Origin of the sequence: Bacillus mesophilum (assembly GCF_008923265.1) — a bacterium.
GTDB classification, from domain to species: Bacteria; Bacillota; Bacilli; order Bacillales; family Cytobacillaceae; genus Cytobacillus; species Cytobacillus mesophilum.
Genome location: NZ_WBOT01000008.1, coordinates 127,636 through 146,628, shown reverse-complemented (window position 1 = coordinate 146,628; position 18,993 = coordinate 127,636). Strand labels below are relative to the sequence as shown.

15 protein-coding genes are annotated in these 18,993 nt (G+C 39.8%); 8 read left to right on the top strand and 7 right to left on the bottom strand.

The window, feature by feature from the left end; genetic code table 11:
* Positions 1-4: 4 nt before the first annotated feature.
* A complete protein-coding gene (gene hxlA, locus F7732_RS19645) occupies positions 5-637 on the bottom strand; it encodes a 3-hexulose-6-phosphate synthase (RefSeq protein WP_066442077.1) in 633 nt (210 codons plus the stop codon).
* A gap of 241 nt (positions 638-878) precedes the next feature.
* Here hxlA and F7732_RS19640 point away from each other — a divergent pair, with 241 nt between their 5' ends.
* From F7732_RS19640 to gnd, 3 genes are all read left to right on the top strand, one after another.
* Entirely contained in the window at positions 879-1,244 is a 366-nt protein-coding gene (locus F7732_RS19640) for a winged helix-turn-helix transcriptional regulator (protein WP_066442075.1), read from the top strand.
* Positions 1,245-1,484: 240 nt separating this feature from the next.
* The gene (gene zwf, locus F7732_RS19635; protein WP_151575759.1) at positions 1,485-2,936 is read left to right on the top strand and encodes a glucose-6-phosphate dehydrogenase; all 1,452 of its coding nucleotides are present in this window, start codon (positions 1,485-1,487) and stop codon (positions 2,934-2,936) included.
* 51 nt (positions 2,937-2,987) lie between these two features.
* A complete protein-coding gene (gnd, locus tag F7732_RS19630) occupies positions 2,988-3,884 on the top strand; it encodes a phosphogluconate dehydrogenase (NAD(+)-dependent, decarboxylating) (protein WP_151575758.1) in 897 nt (298 codons plus the stop codon).
* 27 nt (positions 3,885-3,911) lie between these two features.
* Here the strand turns inward: gnd and F7732_RS19625 are convergent, their stop codons facing one another.
* Entirely contained in the window at positions 3,912-5,108 is a 1,197-nt protein-coding gene (locus F7732_RS19625; protein WP_151575757.1) for a class I SAM-dependent rRNA methyltransferase, read from the bottom strand.
* Between the two features lie 508 nt (positions 5,109-5,616).
* Between F7732_RS19625 and F7732_RS19620 the strand changes: the two genes are divergently transcribed.
* From F7732_RS19620 to F7732_RS19605, 4 genes are read left to right on the top strand one after another with little or no spacing between them, the layout of a single operon-like run.
* Positions 5,617-6,690, top strand: a complete 1,074-nt coding sequence (locus F7732_RS19620; RefSeq protein WP_151575756.1) for an iron-siderophore ABC transporter substrate-binding protein — start codon at positions 5,617-5,619, stop codon at positions 6,688-6,690.
* Entirely contained in the window at positions 6,683-7,723 is a 1,041-nt protein-coding gene (locus F7732_RS19615; protein ID WP_066442066.1) for a FecCD family ABC transporter permease, read from the top strand. Before F7732_RS19620 ends, F7732_RS19615 begins: the two co-directional genes overlap by 8 nt.
* Positions 7,720-8,751, top strand: a complete 1,032-nt coding sequence (locus F7732_RS19610) for a FecCD family ABC transporter permease (RefSeq protein WP_066442065.1) — start codon at positions 7,720-7,722, stop codon at positions 8,749-8,751. The genes F7732_RS19615 and F7732_RS19610 overlap by 4 nt, the downstream gene beginning before the upstream one ends.
* Positions 8,751-9,557 carry an ABC transporter ATP-binding protein gene (locus F7732_RS19605; RefSeq protein ID WP_151575755.1) on the top strand — a complete coding sequence of 269 codons (807 nt, stop codon included), beginning with the start codon at positions 8,751-8,753 and terminating at the stop codon, positions 9,555-9,557. Before F7732_RS19610 ends, F7732_RS19605 begins: the two co-directional genes overlap by 1 nt.
* A gap of 101 nt (positions 9,558-9,658) precedes the next feature.
* On the opposite strand, the gene F7732_RS19600 is transcribed toward F7732_RS19605, so the two are convergent.
* From F7732_RS19600 to F7732_RS19590, 3 genes are read right to left on the bottom strand one after another with little or no spacing between them, the layout of a single operon-like run.
* On the bottom strand, positions 9,659-10,501 hold the full coding sequence (locus F7732_RS19600; RefSeq protein WP_151575754.1) for a PRD domain-containing protein: 843 nt from the start codon (positions 10,499-10,501) through the stop codon (positions 9,659-9,661).
* Between the two features lie 22 nt (positions 10,502-10,523).
* Positions 10,524-11,927 (bottom strand): glycoside hydrolase family 1 protein, encoded by a 1,404-nt coding sequence (locus tag F7732_RS19595; RefSeq protein ID WP_151575753.1) that lies wholly within the window; start codon positions 11,925-11,927, stop codon positions 10,524-10,526.
* Between the two features lie 11 nt (positions 11,928-11,938).
* Entirely contained in the window at positions 11,939-13,822 is a 1,884-nt protein-coding gene (locus F7732_RS19590; protein WP_151575752.1) for a beta-glucoside-specific PTS transporter subunit IIABC, read from the bottom strand.
* Between the two features lie 392 nt (positions 13,823-14,214).
* On the opposite strand from F7732_RS19590, the gene F7732_RS19585 reads away from it, so the two are divergent.
* On the top strand, positions 14,215-15,399 hold the full coding sequence (locus F7732_RS19585; RefSeq protein ID WP_151575751.1) for an MFS transporter: 1,185 nt from the start codon (positions 14,215-14,217) through the stop codon (positions 15,397-15,399).
* Positions 15,400-15,537: 138 nt separating this feature from the next.
* On the opposite strand, the gene F7732_RS19580 is transcribed toward F7732_RS19585, so the two are convergent.
* Complete coding sequence (locus F7732_RS19580) at positions 15,538-17,205, bottom strand: glycerol-3-phosphate dehydrogenase/oxidase (protein ID WP_151575750.1); 1,668 nt, start codon at positions 17,203-17,205, stop codon at positions 15,538-15,540.
* Between the two features lie 241 nt (positions 17,206-17,446).
* Positions 17,447-18,937: a glycerol kinase GlpK gene (glpK, locus tag F7732_RS19575; RefSeq protein ID WP_151575749.1), complete on the bottom strand. Its 1,491-nt coding sequence runs from the start codon at positions 18,935-18,937 to the stop codon at positions 17,447-17,449.
* Positions 18,938-18,993 lie beyond the last annotated feature (56 nt).

The following is an 18,993-nucleotide window of genomic DNA, read 5'->3' as shown; positions in this document are numbered from 1 at the left end:
CTAATTATCCTTGCTGGATTAGCTTTTGCATTTCTTGTGCGACTGCTTTTTTATCATCTTTACCAGTAATGCCTCCGCCAACGATTACAAGATCTGGCTGCTGCTTAATAACATCAGGAAGTGTTTCTAGTTTAATTCCGCCTGCAACAGCTGTTTTCGCATTTTTAACAACACTTTTAATCGTTGCAAGGTCTTCAAACGAGTCTTTGCCAACAGCTTGAAGATCGTAGCCTGTATGGACACAAATATAATCGACACCAAGCTCATCCAGCTCTTTTGCACGTGCAGCAATATCTTTCACAGCAATCATGTCAGCAAGAATTTGCTTGCCTTGTTTCTTTGCTTCTTCTACTGCACCTTTAATTGACTCATCTTCAGCTGCACCAAGAATCGTCACAATATCAGCACCTGCTGCTGATGCTTGACTCACTTCATAGCCAGCTGCGTCCATGATTTTCAAATCAGCAAGAACCGTCATGTTAGGAAATGCTGCTTTTACTTCTTTTACAGCTTTAAGACCTTCATTGATGACAACCGGTGTCCCGATTTCTACAACATCCACATGATCTTGAACTTCTTTAACAACTTCAATTGCTCCTGGAATATCGACTAAATCTAATGCTAGCTGTAATTTCATGAACATTCACTCCTACTGGAATATTTTGATAAGTTTAGTTAAAAACATTTACTCATCAATATACGGCTTAGTATACTGAACATATATCAAAAGAAAAAGTACGCACTTTAAAAGCATATAGTGCTAAAAAGTATACTATTTGATATAACTGGGCTGACGGAGAATCAAAAGCTACGTTATTTCTCCAAAATCACTCAGCTATATATTTTCCTTAACATTTGAAAAAGGAGACGTGAGAACAATGCCAAATTTAGGTGAAAGAACATTTAATTGTGAGAAAGAATTAACACTTGCGATTATTGGTGGCAAGTGGAAAATGCTGATACTTTGGTATCTGGGCAAAGAAGGGACGAAGCGATTTGGAGAGTTAAAGTCCCTTATGCCCGGCATTACCCAGAGAATGCTTGTCAATCAATTGCGTGAATTAGAGGACCATTTAATTGTTCATCGTGAAGTGTATCCGGTTGTCCCTCCTAAAGTGGAGTATTCATTAACAGAACATGGCCAGAGACTCATGCCTATTTTGGAATCCATGTATGAATGGGGCAAAGATTATATTGAAGATGTCCTGGAAAAAGAATCAGAAGAACAATCAGCAACAAAATAAATCTAAGAAGCCTTATCAGTGATTAGCATCATTGATAAGGCTTTTTTATGGTTCCTTTTTATTCACTATTGCACTTTTATGTAACTAGATGAAAATAAAGTGCGTACTTTCACCTGCTGACTATACATAATATACTGATTTCGCAAAGCAACAATAAATAGAGATGTAACCTCTCAGAAATATATAAGAGCTGAAACTATGTATCATTTGTTGTCATTTTATCAGAAAGTAGGGCTGTTCATGGATTCTATGACCTTTGTATTATTTGGGGCAACAGGTGATTTAGCAAAAAGGAAAATCTATCCTGCACTGTTCAACTTATTTCTTGATCAGAAATTACCGAAATCCTTTTCAATTATAGGAGTTGGAAGAAATAACTGCACTGACACTGAATTTCAGGCTAAAGTAAAAGATTCGCTTTATACGTTCTCAAGACATCTTTTAAACGACGTTTCTAAAAAAAAGGAATTTGTTAAATTATTTCATTACTGCCAATTAGATGTGACCGACCCGGAAGGCTATCATAAATTGCTGAAATTAGCAGAAAAACATGAAGCAGAACAGCAAATTGCAGAGAATAGAATGTTTTATTTATCAGTTGCTCCACAACTTTTTGATGTCATTGCTCTAAATATTAAGAAAAGCGGCTTAGGTAGCACCAATGGCTGGAAGCGATTAATCATAGAGAAGCCATTTGGTCATGATGTTTCATCTGCAAAAGCTCTAAATGAAAAACTAATCAGAACCTTTGAGGAAGAGGAAATCTTTCGAATCGACCATTATCTCGGAAAACCAATGGTGCAAAACCTGGAGGCTTTCGTGCTTGCCAATCCGCTCTTAAAAGCCATTTGGAACAATCAGTTTATCTCGAATGTCCAAATTACAGCCAGCGAAACGGTAGGAGTTGAAGATCGAGCAGAATATTATGATCATACTGGAGCCATCCGTGATATGGTACAAAACCATTTGCTCCAGATGCTTATGATGACGGCTATGCGCATTCCTGAGAAAAAGAGTGCTCATGATATCCGAAATGGAAAAAGAGAGGTAATGGAATCAATAAGACCATTAACTAAAGAGGGTGCCAAAGCACAAATAGTAAGAGGACAATATCTCGCAGGTGAAATAAACGGACAGCCGGTTGTTTCCTATAGCGAAGAAACAGGAGTTCAAGCGCAATCCAAAAATGACACTTTTATCGCTGCCCGCGTATGGATCGATCATCCGTACTGGAATGGTGTACCTTTTTATATTCGAACAGGAAAACGAATGCAGGAAAAAACAACAAAGATTGTTGTTGAATTCAGAAATTCCAGTGATCTGGATTCTGTTGAAATAGAAAACATAAAACCAAACCTATTAACGATTAGTATTTTTCCCAATGAAGGCGTTTCGCTGCAGTTAAATAGCAAAAGTCTAATGAGTGGAAAGATTGAGCCGATTAACGTGCATTTTTCTGCCAGTCAGCGCGATTTGCCAGAAGCATACGAACGATTGCTCTTTGATGCTCTTAGCGGGGATCCTACCTTCTTTGCTCATTGGGAAGAAGTTGAAAGTTCATGGAAATGGGTTGAGCCGATCCTGGAAGCATTTGAAGAAGATTCCATTCCGCTGCACCATTATTCTTCAGGATCAATGGGACCTGATGCAGCCCAGCAGCTATTAGATGAAGTGGGTCATAGATGGTGGTAGATAAGAGTAAGCAAGCATAGTGGCGGGGGATAATTAAGGAGGATATGTTATATGAAAGTTGGATTAATAGGCTTAGGGAAAATGGGTTTGCATTTAGGAAAAAATTTAATAGATCATAAACATGAGGTCGTTGCCTTTGACCTAAACAGCATGGCTGTCGAAGAACTTGGTCAATATGGTGCCATCGGGTCCGAAAGCCTGAAAGAACTTGTTCAAGCTTTAACTAAACCGCGCATTCTCTGGCTGATGGTGCCTCATCCTGTCGTAGATACTGTTATCCATGAGCTTTTGTCTTACTTAGATGAAGGAGATATTGTCATTGATGCTGGAAATTCTCATTACAAAGAATCCTTAACCCGATACAGCTCGTTAAGAGAACAAGGTATCCATTTTGTTGATGTAGGGACTTCAGGCGGTATAGACGGTGCCCGAAATGGAGCTTGCTATATGATCGGCGGAGACAAAGAAGCCTGGGAAATCATAGAGCCAATATTTAAGGATACAGCAGTAGATAATGGGTATCTTTATACAGGTGAAGCAGGAAGCGGCCATTTCTTAAAAATGGTGCACAATGGCATAGAGTACGGCATGATGGCTGCAATTGGAGAAGGCTTTGAAGTATTGGAGAAAAGCCAATTTGACTATGATTATGAAAAGGTGGCAAAGATATGGAATCATGGATCCGTCATCCGTTCCTGGCTAATGGAATTAACACAGCAGGCCTTTTCCAAGGACGCTGAACTCGATGACATTAAAGGCATTATGAACTCGTCTGGTGAAGGAAAATGGACAGTTGAAACAGCCTTAGATTTGCAGGCTGCCACACCAGTCATTGCGATGTCGCTGCTTATGCGCTACCGTTCACTGGAGACCGATACATTCACAGGTAAAGTTGTTGCCGCACTGCGAAATGAATTCGGGGGCCATACGGTGGAAAAAAATAAGTAAAGCGGGGAAGGGATTATCCCCCTCCCCTTACTTTGCGTTTTTAATAAACACAACCTTCAGGTAATCTCCCTCAGGAAATGACTTAACGGTTTTAAAATCTTCCGGCAGCGAATATTCCTCCAAAAGCTGATACTTCTTATTTGATTCTTTATAAGCCTGATCAATAAACCCCTTAAATCTATCCATATTAAAAGAGCTGGCATTTGTCGATGCTACAATGATTCCACCCTCTTCAGTAATGGAAATTGCTTCTTTTAATAGATTTTTGTAGTCTTTTTCGGCACTGAATACCATCTTTTTCGATCTTGCAAAGCTAGGAGGATCGAGAATGACCATATCAAATTTCAGCTGCTTCTTCACCGCATATTTAAAGTAACGGAATACATCTTCTACAATAATCTCCTGCGCTTCGTAATCAACTCCATTGATGCTGAACTGTTCGATTGTTTTACTTAAGCTTCTATTAGCTAAATCAACACTTGTTGTTTTTTGAGCATCTCCTAAAGCTGCAAAAACGGAAAAGGCGCCTGTATAGGAAAAAGTATTTAATACAGTCTTTCCTGCTGCATATGCATCACGGATTCTTTTTCTAACTTCCCTTTGATCTAAAAAGACCCCAACCATTGCACTTTCATTAAGATAAACGGCAAAATGAACTCCATTCTCTTTTACGATAATCGGAAAAGTGCCTCTTTCTCCAGTAACAAAATCATCTTCCTCAATATACTTGCCGCTCTCAGCAAATCGTTTCTTTTGATAGATTGCTTTGTACTGTACCAATTCCTTCAATGCCCCGATAATAGATTCTCGAAAGCTGTAAATTCCTTTGCTGTACCAATGGATTAAATAGTAGCCATCAAAATACTCAATCGTTAATCCGCCTAATCCATCTCCCTCGCCGTTTACTACTCTGAAGGCAGTGGTTTCCTGGTTATTAAAAAATGATTTCCGGCTCTCAATGGCCTTCTTTAGTTGCTTTATAAAAAAGGATTGGTCAATCAGTTCATTCTCATTTCTTGTCAAAACCCAGCCGTATCCTTTGTTTTGCTTGCCATAATAGCCTCTTGCAATAAATCTGTTCTTTTCATCTACAAGCTTAACGATGGTACCTTCTTCTATCCCATCATGCAGATTTTGAACAGAGTCCTTTGAGATCAGCGGATAGCCGCCCTTAAATTTACTCACAGATTTACTTTTAACAGTTAAAGTGACATCTTTTTTCATCTTGTCATCCTATCAATAGTTTATGGTGTTGCTTAACATCATAATCATATCAGATCTACAAGATGAAATCATTTTGCCGGAAAATAGATATCTTCATGATATGATTTGCTTCTTTAACTTACACTTTTAGAAAATAATATAACTATAACCACCGGACTTATCTTATGAACATTTTGTTACAAATCCAAATCTGAATTGCTATTTGAGCGGATTTTCTTTAATTTTGATAGGGTAGCGTTTATTTCTTTCTGAAAAAACTGCATTCTATGAAAATTAGGATTGACACATTAACTGATAACGATTATCATTGAAAACGAATCTCATTACCAAACATTTTTCAACGAGTTTTGCAATACTCTTCATTTTTACTGATGGCTAATCGTATTTACATAGATTTATAACCGCTTTCAAAATAAATGAAGAAAGTAATCCATTAATACAAAGGTTTAAAATGATTGCAGGCATTTCAAGTACTACTAACTTAATGACGAAAAGGATGAGAAAAAGAATGAAAGCGAACAAAAGATTTATTACCTTCATTATTTTTGCTATGACCCTATTCCTGCTTGCTGCATGTTCTGGCCAGGATTCTGATACAGCTTCAAATGAGAATGAGAATAACTCAGACTCGTCCGAAGAGACAGCTGCTGCCGAAGAGGAAAACTCTGAATATCCAATAACGATTGAGCATGCTTTTGGTGAAACAGTTATTGAAAGCAAACCAGAACGTGTAGCTACTGTTCAATGGGCAAACCATGATGTAGCACTTGCTCTTGGTGTTGTGCCTGTCGGTTTTTCAGCTGCAAACTTTGGTGTTCAGGATGACAGTGGTTTATTGCCTTGGACAGCAGAAAAGCTTGAAGAACTTGGGGAAGAAAACCCGAATGTTTTCCAAGATACAGATGGCCTTGATTTTGAAGCAATTTCTGATTCAGATCCAGATGTCATTTTGGCAGCATACTCAGGCATTACCCAGGAAGACTATGATTTATTAAGTCAAATTGCTCCAGTTGTTGCATATCAAACAGGACCTTGGGCTACAACATGGCGTGAGCAAGTTCTTCTTAGCGCGACTGGTATGGGTATGAAGGAAGAAGGAGAACAGCTGATTGCAGACACGGAGAATTTAATTAAGGAAAAAGCTGCTGAACATCCTGAAATGGAAGGGAAAAAGGTTGTGTGGGTAAACTTCTCAGCTGATGATATGTCCAAACTTCACCTTTACACACCTGCAGATCCTCGTGGAGAATTCTTAATGGAGCTGGGAATGGAGTATCCTGAAAGTATTACAAACGAGATTACAGATCCTTCTAGTTACTCTTTAAGTTTAAGTGCTGAAAATGCTGATTTACTTCATGATGCTGATTTAATTGTTGGCTATGGCGATGATAGTTTATATGAGGCAGTAAAAGCTGATCCTCTATTAGGGAAGATTCCTGCCATTGAAAGAGGTTCTGTAGTATTCATCAATGGTACCTCTCCATTAGGAGCAGCTGGCAACCCGAATCCGCTTGCAATTGACTATACGATTGATGAATATTTAGAGTTAATCGGAGGAGCTATTGAAAAGATAAATGAGTAGTTTAACAGATCAAACTATAAAGCAGAAAAATGCGTATTTACCAAAAAACTTCATAATCGTATTGACTGCTTGTTTGATCCTGCTTGGTGTATGTATAGTCGCCTCTCTGGCGCTTGGCTCTCGTACTGTGAGCTGGAATGAACTGATGGCTGGCTTATTTCACAACGACGTTGACTCCTATGGGGCCAGCGTCGTTCGTCAGAGAATAAGCCGGACCATTTTCAGTTTATTTTGCGGTGCAGCACTTGGTGTTTCCGGAGCGCTTATGCAGGCTGTTACACGTAATCCCATTGCAGATCCAAGCATTTTAGGAGTCAACACAGGTGCATCCCTTTTCGTTATTTGCGGACTCGCATTCTTTAACATTAGTACTGCGGGTGAATATATGTGGCTGGCAATAGCTGGGGCGATGGTCACAGCTGTATTTGTATATGGTATTGGCTCTATGGGGCGTGGGGGTGCCACGCCTCTTAAGCTTGTTTTGGCTGGTGCCGCGACAAGTGCAGCCCTTTCATCCCTTGTCAGTGCTATTATGATTCCACGCTCTTACGTGATGGATCAATTTAGATTTTGGCAAGTAGGAAGTGTTGGCTCTGGGAATTGGGAGTCTATTTCTCTCTTTTTGCCATTTCTCATTACCGGCCTTGTCATTGGAACCCTGGCAGCTTCAGCCTTAAATGCCTTGGCGCTAGGTGATGATGTAGCAACCGGATTAGGCGTGCGTACAGGAACGCTAAGAATTATTGCCGCTTTTGCCGGGGTACTTCTATGTGGTGCAGCAACAGCACTAGCTGGTCCAATAGGCTTTGTTGGATTACTGGCTACGCATGTAATCCGTCTGATGATTGGTCCTGATCTTCGTTTCGTTATTCCAATGGCCGCCCTTTCAGGAGCCATTATATTAACCATTTCTGACGTAGCAGGCAGGCTTATCGGCAGTCCTGGAGAATTGGAAGTTGGAGTTGTAACTGCCTTTATTGGCGCTCCAATCCTGATTATTATAGCCATGAAAGCGAAAGTGCGTTCACTATGAAAAATAATTCTATTGAAATCATCAAACAAGGCAGACGTCTTAGACGCCGCCGCTGGATATTGGTCACTAGCCTCCTCTTTATTCTTGCAATCGCCCTTTGCTGTGCCATGCTTTTACTGGGAAACACGATCTACCCAGTAAACGATGTCATTCGCACTCTTTCCGGCGAACAAATTAAAGGGGTAACATTTGCTGTTAATACCATCCGTCTGCCGCGGATGCTGGCGGGTCTTTTTGCCGGCTTTGCTTTCGGTATAGCAGGATACATCTTTCAAACGATGCTGCGCAATCCACTTGCAAATCCTAATGTCATCGGAATTACATCTGGTTCAAGTGCAGCGGCAGTTTTTTGCATTGTTATCCTTCATACCAGTAATACGGTTGTTTCCATAGTCTCTGTGATTGCTGCACTTATAACCGTTATACTCATTTACTTATTATCGAAAGGAAGAACCTTTTCCATCGGCCGCCTTATTTTAGTGGGAATTGGAATCCAGGCAATGCTGGATGCTTTTATTTCATATGTTCTTTTAAAAGGGGATCAGCAGGACATCCCGGCAGCCATCAGGTGGCTGAGCGGCAGTCTTAATGGATCACAAATGGATGAACTTCCTCCTCTTGTAATCGCCGTACTGATTTGTACGCCTATTGTTCTTTTATTGGGGAAACATTTAAGTATATTAGAGCTTGGTGAACAAGCTGCAACTACTTTAGGCGTAAGAACAGACCTTGCAAGAATATTATTAATTGTCAGCTCGGTCTGCATGATTGCACTTGCTACTGCAACGACTGGTCCTATTGCCTTTGTTTCATTTCTGGCCGGACCAATTGCGAAAAGAATTGTCGGAATTGGTTTTTCCAGCATTATCCCTGCAGGCCTTGTAGGTGCAAATCTCGTCTTGGCAGCAGATCTGATCGGTCAATTTGCATTTGAAGTCAGATTCCCTGTAGGAATCATAACAGGAATACTCGGAGCGCCATATCTGATCTTCCTGCTCATCCGAATGAATCGAAAGGGAGACTTATGATGATATCACCGCATGTGTTTAAAGCAGAAAAAATCGAAGCTGGCTATGAAAATAAGAAGATTTTACATGAAGTAAGCTTAACCATTCCCAGCAACAAAATAAGTGTTATTATTGGCGCAAACGCCTGCGGGAAATCGACGCTTTTAAAAACATTGGCACGGCTAATCAAGCCCACTTCCGGCAGCATCACGCTTGATGACAAACAGATCAGTAAAATTCCGGCTAAAGAATTAGCCAGAATTGTTGGGCTGCTGCCGCAATCTCCAATTGTGCCTGAGGGAATATCAGTGTCAGATTTGGTTGGCAGAGGCAGATTTCCTCACCAATCCTTATTTAGCGGCTGGACAAAAAAAGATTATGAAGCGGTCGCAGATGCCATGGATATTATGAATATTACCGAGCTTGCCAATCGCAATATTGATGAGCTTTCCGGCGGTCAAAGACAGCGTGTCTGGATTGCCATGGCCTTAGCACAGCAAACAGATATTTTATTTCTTGATGAACCAACCACCTTTTTAGATATTACGTATCAGGTTGAAATTCTTGATCTGCTGACAGATCTAAATCGAAAACGCGGAACAACCATTGTTATGGTTCTGCATGATATTAATTTATCAGCCCGTTATGCTGATTATATTTTCGCGATGCACAGCGGAAAGCTGGCAGCGGAGGGGAAACCATCGGACGTTATCACAAGCACCTTGATTAAAGACATCTTTGGTCTTAACTCAACTGTGATTGAAGATCCTGTTTCCGGATCGCCGTCTGTTGTTCCGATTGGCCGCTATCATGCTGATAGAGTATAAACATAAAAATGTTGCTTAAATATCTCGCCTTGTGGGGTAAGATATCTAAGCCACAAAAAAACGCCTCTAAGCACACGCTTAGAGGCGTTTTTTTTATCATATTAGCGACTTCCGCCCAATATTCGATGAATATGGATAATTAAATAGATTTTTTCCTGTTTCGTTAAATCTACTTCATGTTTTTGTTTGACAAATGCAGCAATGCTTTCAATCATGTTATGCTCTTTTACCATCGAAGTGCTCAATTGGTCGTATAGAATATCAGAATCTGTGTCCTCAAATACTTGTTTTTTTATGATTCTCTCCGCAAAATATTTGAGATGCGTCACAAACCTTGAATAAGATAGGCTGTCTTTTTCAAAGCTTGCATTCGCTTTTCTTTTAACAATAGCTTCTATATGATCGATGAGTTTGAACACTTGAACTTCCTGATTATAGGATTCTGAATTTAAGCGAGCATTCACAAAGTGCAAACCAATGGCGGATGCTTCACTCTCAGGAAGTTCAACTCCGAGTGTTTGATTTATAAGCTGTACTGCATATTTCCCAACACCATATTCTTTTTGATGATATTTCACCACTTCAATATAATTGAATTTCTCACTGACTCTTCCTTCATGATACCGATTGACAGCAAAGGCAATATGATCAGAAAGGGATACATACAGATAATCCATCACTTCAATGTTATATTCCTTCGTAGCATATTCAATGATCTCTTTCACAATATTAAAATACGTATCGTCCAGCTCAGATGCTAATTGGACAAAGTTTTTAAGTAATGTTTTATCTTTTAATATAAAAATCTTTTCAACTTCCGATTCTAAGACATTTTGGCCGTGGGATTTTTTGTACCCGATTCCCTTCCCCATCAATATACATTGATTTCCCGAATCATTCACTGCCAATATCAATGAGTTGTTCATAACTTTTAGAATCTGCATGGCTATTTTCCTTATCGATGGATTAGATTAATCCGTTGTTTTTAATAACCTCTTGATACCAATGAAAGCTATCCTTTTTAATTCTGCGTAATTGCTTTTCATCGAAATCATCTCTGTCTACATAGATAAATCCATAACGTTTCATAAATCCTTGACGAGAGCTCAATAAATCCATCACAGACCACGGACAGTATCCAAATAGTTCAACCCCATCTGCTATAGCATCATTGCAAGCTGCGATATGATTTTTCAAGTAGTCAATACGATAATCGTCATGAACCTTGCCGTCTTCTGTCAGCTGATCTCCTGTACCTAATCCATTTTCTGTAATGATTAATGGCAAACGGTATTTTTCATAATAATCATTTAACACCAATCTTAATCCCATTGGATCTACTTGAATTCCGTAATCTGTAACTACTAAGTTTGGATTCTTTTCAATCTTAAAGTATCCATATAAATCAAAGTCTATATCATTTACCTTTGTACCAAACGGATTTGCTTCATCTGCCGGCAGATAGCTGGCCACAAGGGTACGATAGTAGTTTAAAGCAATAAAATCAGGTTTTGCAGCCTTTAGAATTCCTTGATCTTCAGGCTTTGTGATAGGGTAAATGTCACATTTTCTTAAATACTCTTTATAGTAACCTGGATAATCACCGTAGCAATACATTTCTAGAGCATAGTTGGTTTTAAAGTTATCGTTCATACGCGCTGCCCAAACATCTTCCGGACGGTTTGAGCTTGGATATGTCATTGTAGAAGATACCGCTGGACCAATTTTTGCATCTGGGAGCATTTCGTGACAAGCATTTGTTGCGAGTGCATGCGCCACAAACATATGATAATCCATCTGGGCTCTCATTCTTTCTACTTGATCAGCTGGAACATCGTAAATATTCATGCGGATGTTTACACGGACCATAAGGTTTTGCTCATTATTCACTTGCCAGTGCTTCACACGATCACCAAATGCTTCATAACAGACTCTTGCATATCTTTCAAATGCATATACAGAATCACGGCTCTCCCATCCATTGTACTTTTCAACCAAGGCAAATGGAAGATCAAAGTGATAAAGAGTCACAAAAGGAATAATATCATTCTCTAATAAGAAATCAATCACATCATTATAGAAATCGATCCCCTTTTGGTTTACTTCCCCGTCTCCATCCGGGATAATCCTTGCCCAGGAAATGGAGAATCGGTATGTTTTTAAACCGAGTTCCTTCATTAATAATATGTCTTCTTTGTAGTTGTGATAAAAATCGCTTGCAACCGTTGTATCGGCTTGTACATCTGACTTCATAAATGAATTATGATCCGCTACTGATTTCCCTTTTCCATCTTTATCCCATGCACCTTCAATTTGGAAGGCGGAGGAAGAAGCGCCCCACCAAAAGTCCTTTTTAAAATAATTCTTCATATATAACACTCCTATGCTTTAATTAGTAGTAATTGTCCTTGAGGTGTTGCTAGATTGTTTTCTGAAAACGAAACGCTTTGATACTGTGTTGAATTTGTAATAATAATGGGGGTGCTGAGATCGTAACCTTTCGCTTCAATTTCTTTTATATTAAAGGAAACAATTTTTGTCCCTTTTTTAATTTCATCACCGGCTTGGACATGTGCCTTAAATCCTTCACCCTTAAGCTCTACTGTATTAATGCCAATATGAATCAGCATTTCTACTCCATTTTCAAACTGTAAACCTATTGCATGCAACGTAGGATATAAGATTGATACTTTACAATCCATTGGTGCGACAACTTCTCCAATTTCAGGATAAATGGCGATCCCTTCCCCTAATGCGCCTGAGGCAAAAACCTCATCATTTATTTGCGATAAAGGCAGTACTTTTCCTTGTAGCGGTGAGGGAATTCCAATATCTCCATCTGCTTTAATAGCTGCTGGAACAATTTTATCTGTATTTTTAGGTGCTTCATCCATTTCTGCTTCTTCAGGTACATCTTTAAAGCCAAAAATCATGGTCATTGCAGCAGCACCAAAAAAGGCGATTGCAATCCCGATTATATAACATAAGAAAGCCTTTGTTCCTGCTTCAATATATACCGGAATGGTTAGAACTCCTTGGTTTGCGAAGGCTGTACCGTAAGAACCGCCCCACCCCATTAAAGCTCCGCCTAACGCACCGCTGATGACTGCGTAAACCATTGGCTTTTTCAATCGCAGGTTAACACCATAAATCGCGGGTTCTGTGATTCCAAAAAGCGCTGTAATCGTGGAGGTAGCTGCTAATGTTTTAAGTTTTTTATTTTTTGTCTTTAAGAATACTCCTGCTGCTGCCCCTGCTTGGGAAAAGTTAGCTGCTCCTGCAAATGCCAGCAGATTCTGCTGTCCAGTTTTAGCAACATCATTAATGCCGATTGGAACAATTGCTTTATGTGCACCAAAGATCACAAGGACACACCAGATTCCGCCTATGAATGCTCCTAATAAAATTGGACTAATATCCATAATGACGTAATACAGCCAGTTAATAAAGTCTCCCAAATAAATACCAATAGGACCGAAAACAATTAAAGTTGCAGGAACCATGACCAATAATGTAAAGGTAGGCACCATGATAATCTTTAGAACCTCAGGTATCACACGCTCAAAGAAACGCTGAACATAAGCCATGATAAAAATCGCAATGATGATTGGAATCACAGTAGAAGTATAGTTAGCTTCTGTTATGCCAATTCCAAATAAGGTAACAGGATTTTCACTTGTCATTAATGCAACAATGTCAGGGTAACACAGGGTTGCAGCTAATACCATTGCAATAAATTCATTTGTTTTAAACACTCTAGATGCGGCATAACCGATCACAATTGGGAAGAAGTAAAACACGGCGCTTGATGCAGCATTCAAGATAATATATGTATTGTACTCTTTAATATCAACGCCATAGTAACTAGTCGCAATCATAACAGCAAGTGCTAGAATTCCTTTAATCATTCCGGATGCAGCAATTGCTGGAATAATTGGTGTGAAAATGGCTGTAACCGTATTTAATATCCTGCTGCCAATAGAACTCTTATCTTCTTTCTTTTCCTGAGGACTGCCTAAGTCACCCAAATGCTTCATGATGTGTGCGTACACATCTTCAACTCTGTTTCCAATAACCACCTGGAATTGACCTGCACTCTCTACAACCGAGATAATTCCGTCCATGTTCTCCAGGTTTTCTTTATTGGCTTTTTTTGTATTCTTTAACACGAAACGCAAGCGAGTATAACAATGTGTTAATTGCGAAACGTTTTCTTTCCCTCCAACATTCGTTAAGATGTCTTGGGCCAATTGCTGTGTATTCATCGTCTTAGCTCCTTCACTAGATTAATCCGCTGGCCAACGGGTAAGGAGACACTAAAACAAAAAAAGATCAAATATACACAAATAGCCCATTGGAGAATGAAAATTCCCTATGGTTATTTGGTGTACATTTGATCTTGCCTGCTTTACCAGTAACATGTCAAAGTGTATCCCGTAATTTAACTTAGCTATAATTTATCACGCTTTCATTTTGTTAGCAAGAACTTTTTTCACCGCCATTTCCACTGAATTCAAAATTATTTTTATTCTTGTGCAAATTTTTATTTTGAGATAAGATACTGCGTTAGAAATTAAAATTCAGAAAAATTGAGCAGCGCTTCACTTGTTTTCTTTGTGAGATTAACTAAAAAAAACACGAAAGGAGTCCTAATAAATTGGCTAAATTTCAAGATAAACAAACATCATTAATCTTAGGGATTGTCGTATGTTTCTGGTTTGCCCAATATGTCTATATTCCTTACCAGACAACGTATTTGCTGCTAGTGAATATTTCCAGCAACTTAGTTGGGGCCATCATCGGAGCATATGGAATTTCGCAGCTGATCCTTAGACTTCCTGTAGGAATTCTTGCTGATCTTAGCAGTAATCATAAACTTTTTATCCTGTTAGGTTCCTTTTTTGCAGGGATCGCTTCACTTTTTCGCATTTTATTACCAGATCATATAGGCTTTTTCGTTGGAAATATTTTGTCTGGAACAGCGAGTGCAACTTGGATCTCTTTTATGATTTTGTATATGAGCTTTTTTACTAAAGCCGAACAAACCAGCGCAACAAGCAAGATCATTATGGCTAATAACTTCGGCATGCTGCTAGGGTTTATCACAAGCACACTTCTGTATGATGCGGTTGGCATGAAGGTCATCTGCGCCTTCGGTTTAGGAGCTGGTCTTATAGGTTTTATTCTCTCCTTTTTTTTGCAGGCAACTAAACCAGCAAACCCGCCTAAATTACATATTATGGATTTACTCTCTGTTGTAAAAGACAGAAACTTATTATTGTTCTCAGGCTTAGCTCTCGTGCAGCAGGGAGTACAAATGTCTACCACTATGTCGTTTACAAACCAAATTATTCAGGAGCTTGGCGGAACCAACTCAGTTCTTGGCTTCTCCTCCATCATTTACATGCTTTCAGCGGTCCTATTTGCCAAACTGGCATCAACTAAGTTTCTTGAACTGCTGACCAAAAAACAGTGGATTAGCTCAAGTTTTTTACTGCTCGGTCTCTACTGTCTCCTAGTCCCGCAATCACAATCGGTTGCTATTGTCTGTTTACTTCAATTAATTCCTGGCATAGGAACTGGAATTCTATTCTCTCTTCTGACTTCTGAAGCTGTATCAAGTGTTCCAACTAAAAAAAATTCAACCGCTATGGGATTTTTCCAAGCTGTCTACGCAATAGGAATGACGATTTTTCCAATGATTAGCGGCAGTATTTATGAGCAGCTTTCAATGACAATGGCTTTTTTATTTTTAGCCGGCACCTGTTTTATTGCTTTACTTGTATCTCTGGGCTTTTCTACTAAAGAAGCAAAGAGAAAAAACAAAAGGTATGTATCCTAATAAAATTGCTTAAAATTATTCTCTTAGAATAGTTTTTTGTGATTTTTTGAACATTTTTATCATTGGCAAGATAAAAACTAAATCCAGCTAGAGAATTTACTCTGCTGGATTTAGTTCAAAATGGTCAGATGTAACGAATTAAAACTCTTCCTTAGCAATTGGATGTGATGCCTCATAAAGGAACTGTTCCAGTTCTTTTTTATATTCCACTTCCTGCTCACTGCTCCAGTTAAAGACTTTTTTCATATACTGAATGACCGATTCCTTATGTGCTTGAACCCAGGCAATATCGAAAAAGAGGGCACTGGTTCTTCGAATAAAGAAGTCTGCTGGCTTATAGACCTGCTCATCATTTATGGCATACGTTAAACACGCATAAACGACTGGATCAAGATTTTCTGCTAGCGCTTTGTCTGCTTCTTCCTGATAAATAGAATACACTTGATCCACATTTGATCCATAGCGCTGCACTAATTTTTCCGCTTCAGCTTCTGTCAGACCTAGCTTCTTGCCTTCTTCTACCTTGCTCTGTGCAAATGCGATGAATCCTTTCGAACCGCCTACATCACCGCCCGAAATGGCCATATGCTTTGTTTGTGTTGCAGGAAATTCTCTTCCTTCCTCTTTGTGAAGCTGCTCCGCCACTAAATCAACAATGTTTTCCGCCATTTTACGGTAGCCTGTCAATTTCCCTCCAGCTATGGAGATAAATCCCGATTCTGAAACAAAAATTTCATCTTTTCTTGAAATTTCTGATGGAGACTTTCCATCCTCATGTATCAATGGTCTAAGCCCTGCCCAGCTTGATTCCACATCCTCTGATGTAATCTTCACTTCTGGAAACATAAAATCAATCGCTTTTAATACATAATCACGATCTTCAACTGTCATTTTGGGATGAGCAATATCCCCCTTATAAACCGTATCTGTCGTGCCCACATATGTCTTGCCTTCTCTTGGAATGGCAAATACCATGCGCCCATCAGGTGTATCGAAGTATATTGCCTGTTTTAATGGAAAACGGCTGTGATCGAAGACAAGGTGAATACCTTTTGTCAGCTGCAGTGACTTGCCTTTTCTTGACTTGTCAATCTCCCTTAGAGTATCGACCCAAGGGCCTGCAGCATTCACAATTTTCTTTGCCCGAATCTCCTGAACAGATCCATCTGTTAAATCCTCTGCTGTAATCCCAACGACTTTCCTATTTTCATATACTAGGTCAATGACCTTCATATAATTGAGAGCCAATGCGCCTTTTTCAACAGCCTTTTTCATTACTTCGAGGGTCAGGCGGGCATCATCTGTCTTGTATTCTACATAATAGCCTGCACCTTTCATTCCTTCTTTTTTCAATAATGGCTCACGTCTTAACGCTTCCTCTGGGGTAAACATTTTTCTTCTTTCACTTTTTTTGACTCCCGCTAGAAAATCGTACACTCTTAAGCCAATATTTGTGGTAAAAGGACCAAAAGTTCCTCCTTTATAGAAAGGCAGCAGCATCCACTCTGGCGTTGTTACATGTGGGCCATTTTCATATACAATGGCTCTTTCCTTTCCTACTTCAGCCACAACTCCAACTTCAAACTGCTTTAAATAGCGCAATCCTCCATGGACAAGTTTGGTCGATCTGCTTGATGTGCCGGCAGCAAAATCCTGCATTTCTACAACAGCTGCTTTCATTCCCCGTGCAACAGCGTCCAGTGCAATTCCCGCTCCAGTGATTCCGCCTCCAATCACAAGGAGATCCAAAGGCTCTTTTTGCATTTGATCTTTAACATCTTGTCTTACTAAGTTCGTGAATTTCATACAAGTCAATCCTCTCGTTTTATGTTCTTCATTCACTATGTCATTAAATGTTATTAAAAAATGTTTTCGTCCCTGCTTTCTGAAGGTACAAAAAAAGAGACCACAAACCGACCCTGCTTTTTGTTGCCAAAAAAGGGTGATTGTGGTCTCTCGAGATCTCCAGCCAAATATTATTAACTTATCTTTAGTATAACATTTGATGCATATATTTTAAAGTTTAACGTTACAGCAAATGTAAAATCTATTTATATTCACGTGTTGCTTTGACCGCTTTTTTCCAGCCATTATAGAGCAGTTCACGCTTCTCCTCCGCCATATTATCTGTAAAGGTACGATCCTTTCTCCATTGCTGAGCGATTTCTTCTTTTTCAGACCAGAAATCAACTGCAAGGCCAGCAAGAAAAGCAGCGCCTAGTGCTGTAGTTTCATTCACAACAGGCCGGTCCACAGGAACTCCTAAAATATCACTTTGGAATTGCATTAAAAAGTCATTCTGAACAGCACCACCGTCCACTCGCAATGATTTTAAATCAATGCCAGAGTCTGCAGTCATTGCATCTAATACATCTCTTGTCTGATAGGCAAGAGACTCCAATGTCGCACGAATAAAGTGCTCCTTGGTTGTACCGCGTGTCAGACCAAATACGGCTCCGCGAGCATCACTGTCCCAATAAGGGGTACCCATTCCTACAAAGGCAGGTACCATATATACGCCTTCAGTTGATTCGACTTTGCTGGCATAGTCTTCGCTTGCCTTGGCACTGTCAATCATTCTCATTCCATCACGCAGCCATTGAATGGCAGATCCAGCGACAAATATACTTCCCTCCAGCGCGTATTCAACTTTCCCGTCAACACCCCATGCAATCGTCGTAAGAAGTCCATGCTCGGACTTAACTCCTTCACTGCCGGTATTCATTAACATAAAGCAGCCTGTTCCATACGTATTTTTAGCCATGCCCTTCTCAAAACATGCCTGGCCAAACAAAGCTGCCTGCTGATCGCCGGCAATACCGGCAATCGGTACGTTGTGGCCAAAGAAATGATAGTCTACTGTATGTGCGTAAACCTCTGAAGACTGACGGACTTCAGGCAGCATGCTTTTTGGTATATCTAAAATCTCAAGCAGCTCATCATCCCATTGCAGGTCATAAATATTAAACATAAGTGTCCGGGAAGCGTTTGAATAATCGGTTACATGCTCCTTGCCGCCTGAAAGCTTATAGACCAGCCAAGTATCAATCGTACCAAATAAAAGCTCTCCATTATCAGCCTTCTCTCTGGCACCTTCTACATGATCAAGAATCCATTTTACTTTCGTTCCAGAGAAATAGGGATCTAAAAGCAGACCTGTTTTACTGTTAAATAATTCATTATATCCTTTGTCACGCAGTTCCTGGCAAATGCCCTCCGTTTGGCGTGACTGCCAGACGATCGCATGATAAATTGGTTTCCCGGTGTTCTTATCCCAAATAATGGTTGTTTCACGCTGGTTTGTAATGCCTATTCCTGCTACTTCCCCAGGCTCTACATCTGCCTTTCGCAGCACAGAGGCAATACAAGCAAGGATGGAAGTCCAAATTTCATTTGCATCATGCTCTACCCAGCCTGGTTTCGGGAAAAATTGTTCAAACTCCTGCTGAGCGGTCCCAACAATTTCGCCCTTTTGATTAAAAAGAATAGCACGGGAGCTTGTTGTTCCTTGGTCCAATGCTAATATATATTTTCCCATCCGTATTCCTCCTCTTTCATCTATCATTACTTGCCGTACTCTTCCACGTCTTAGAT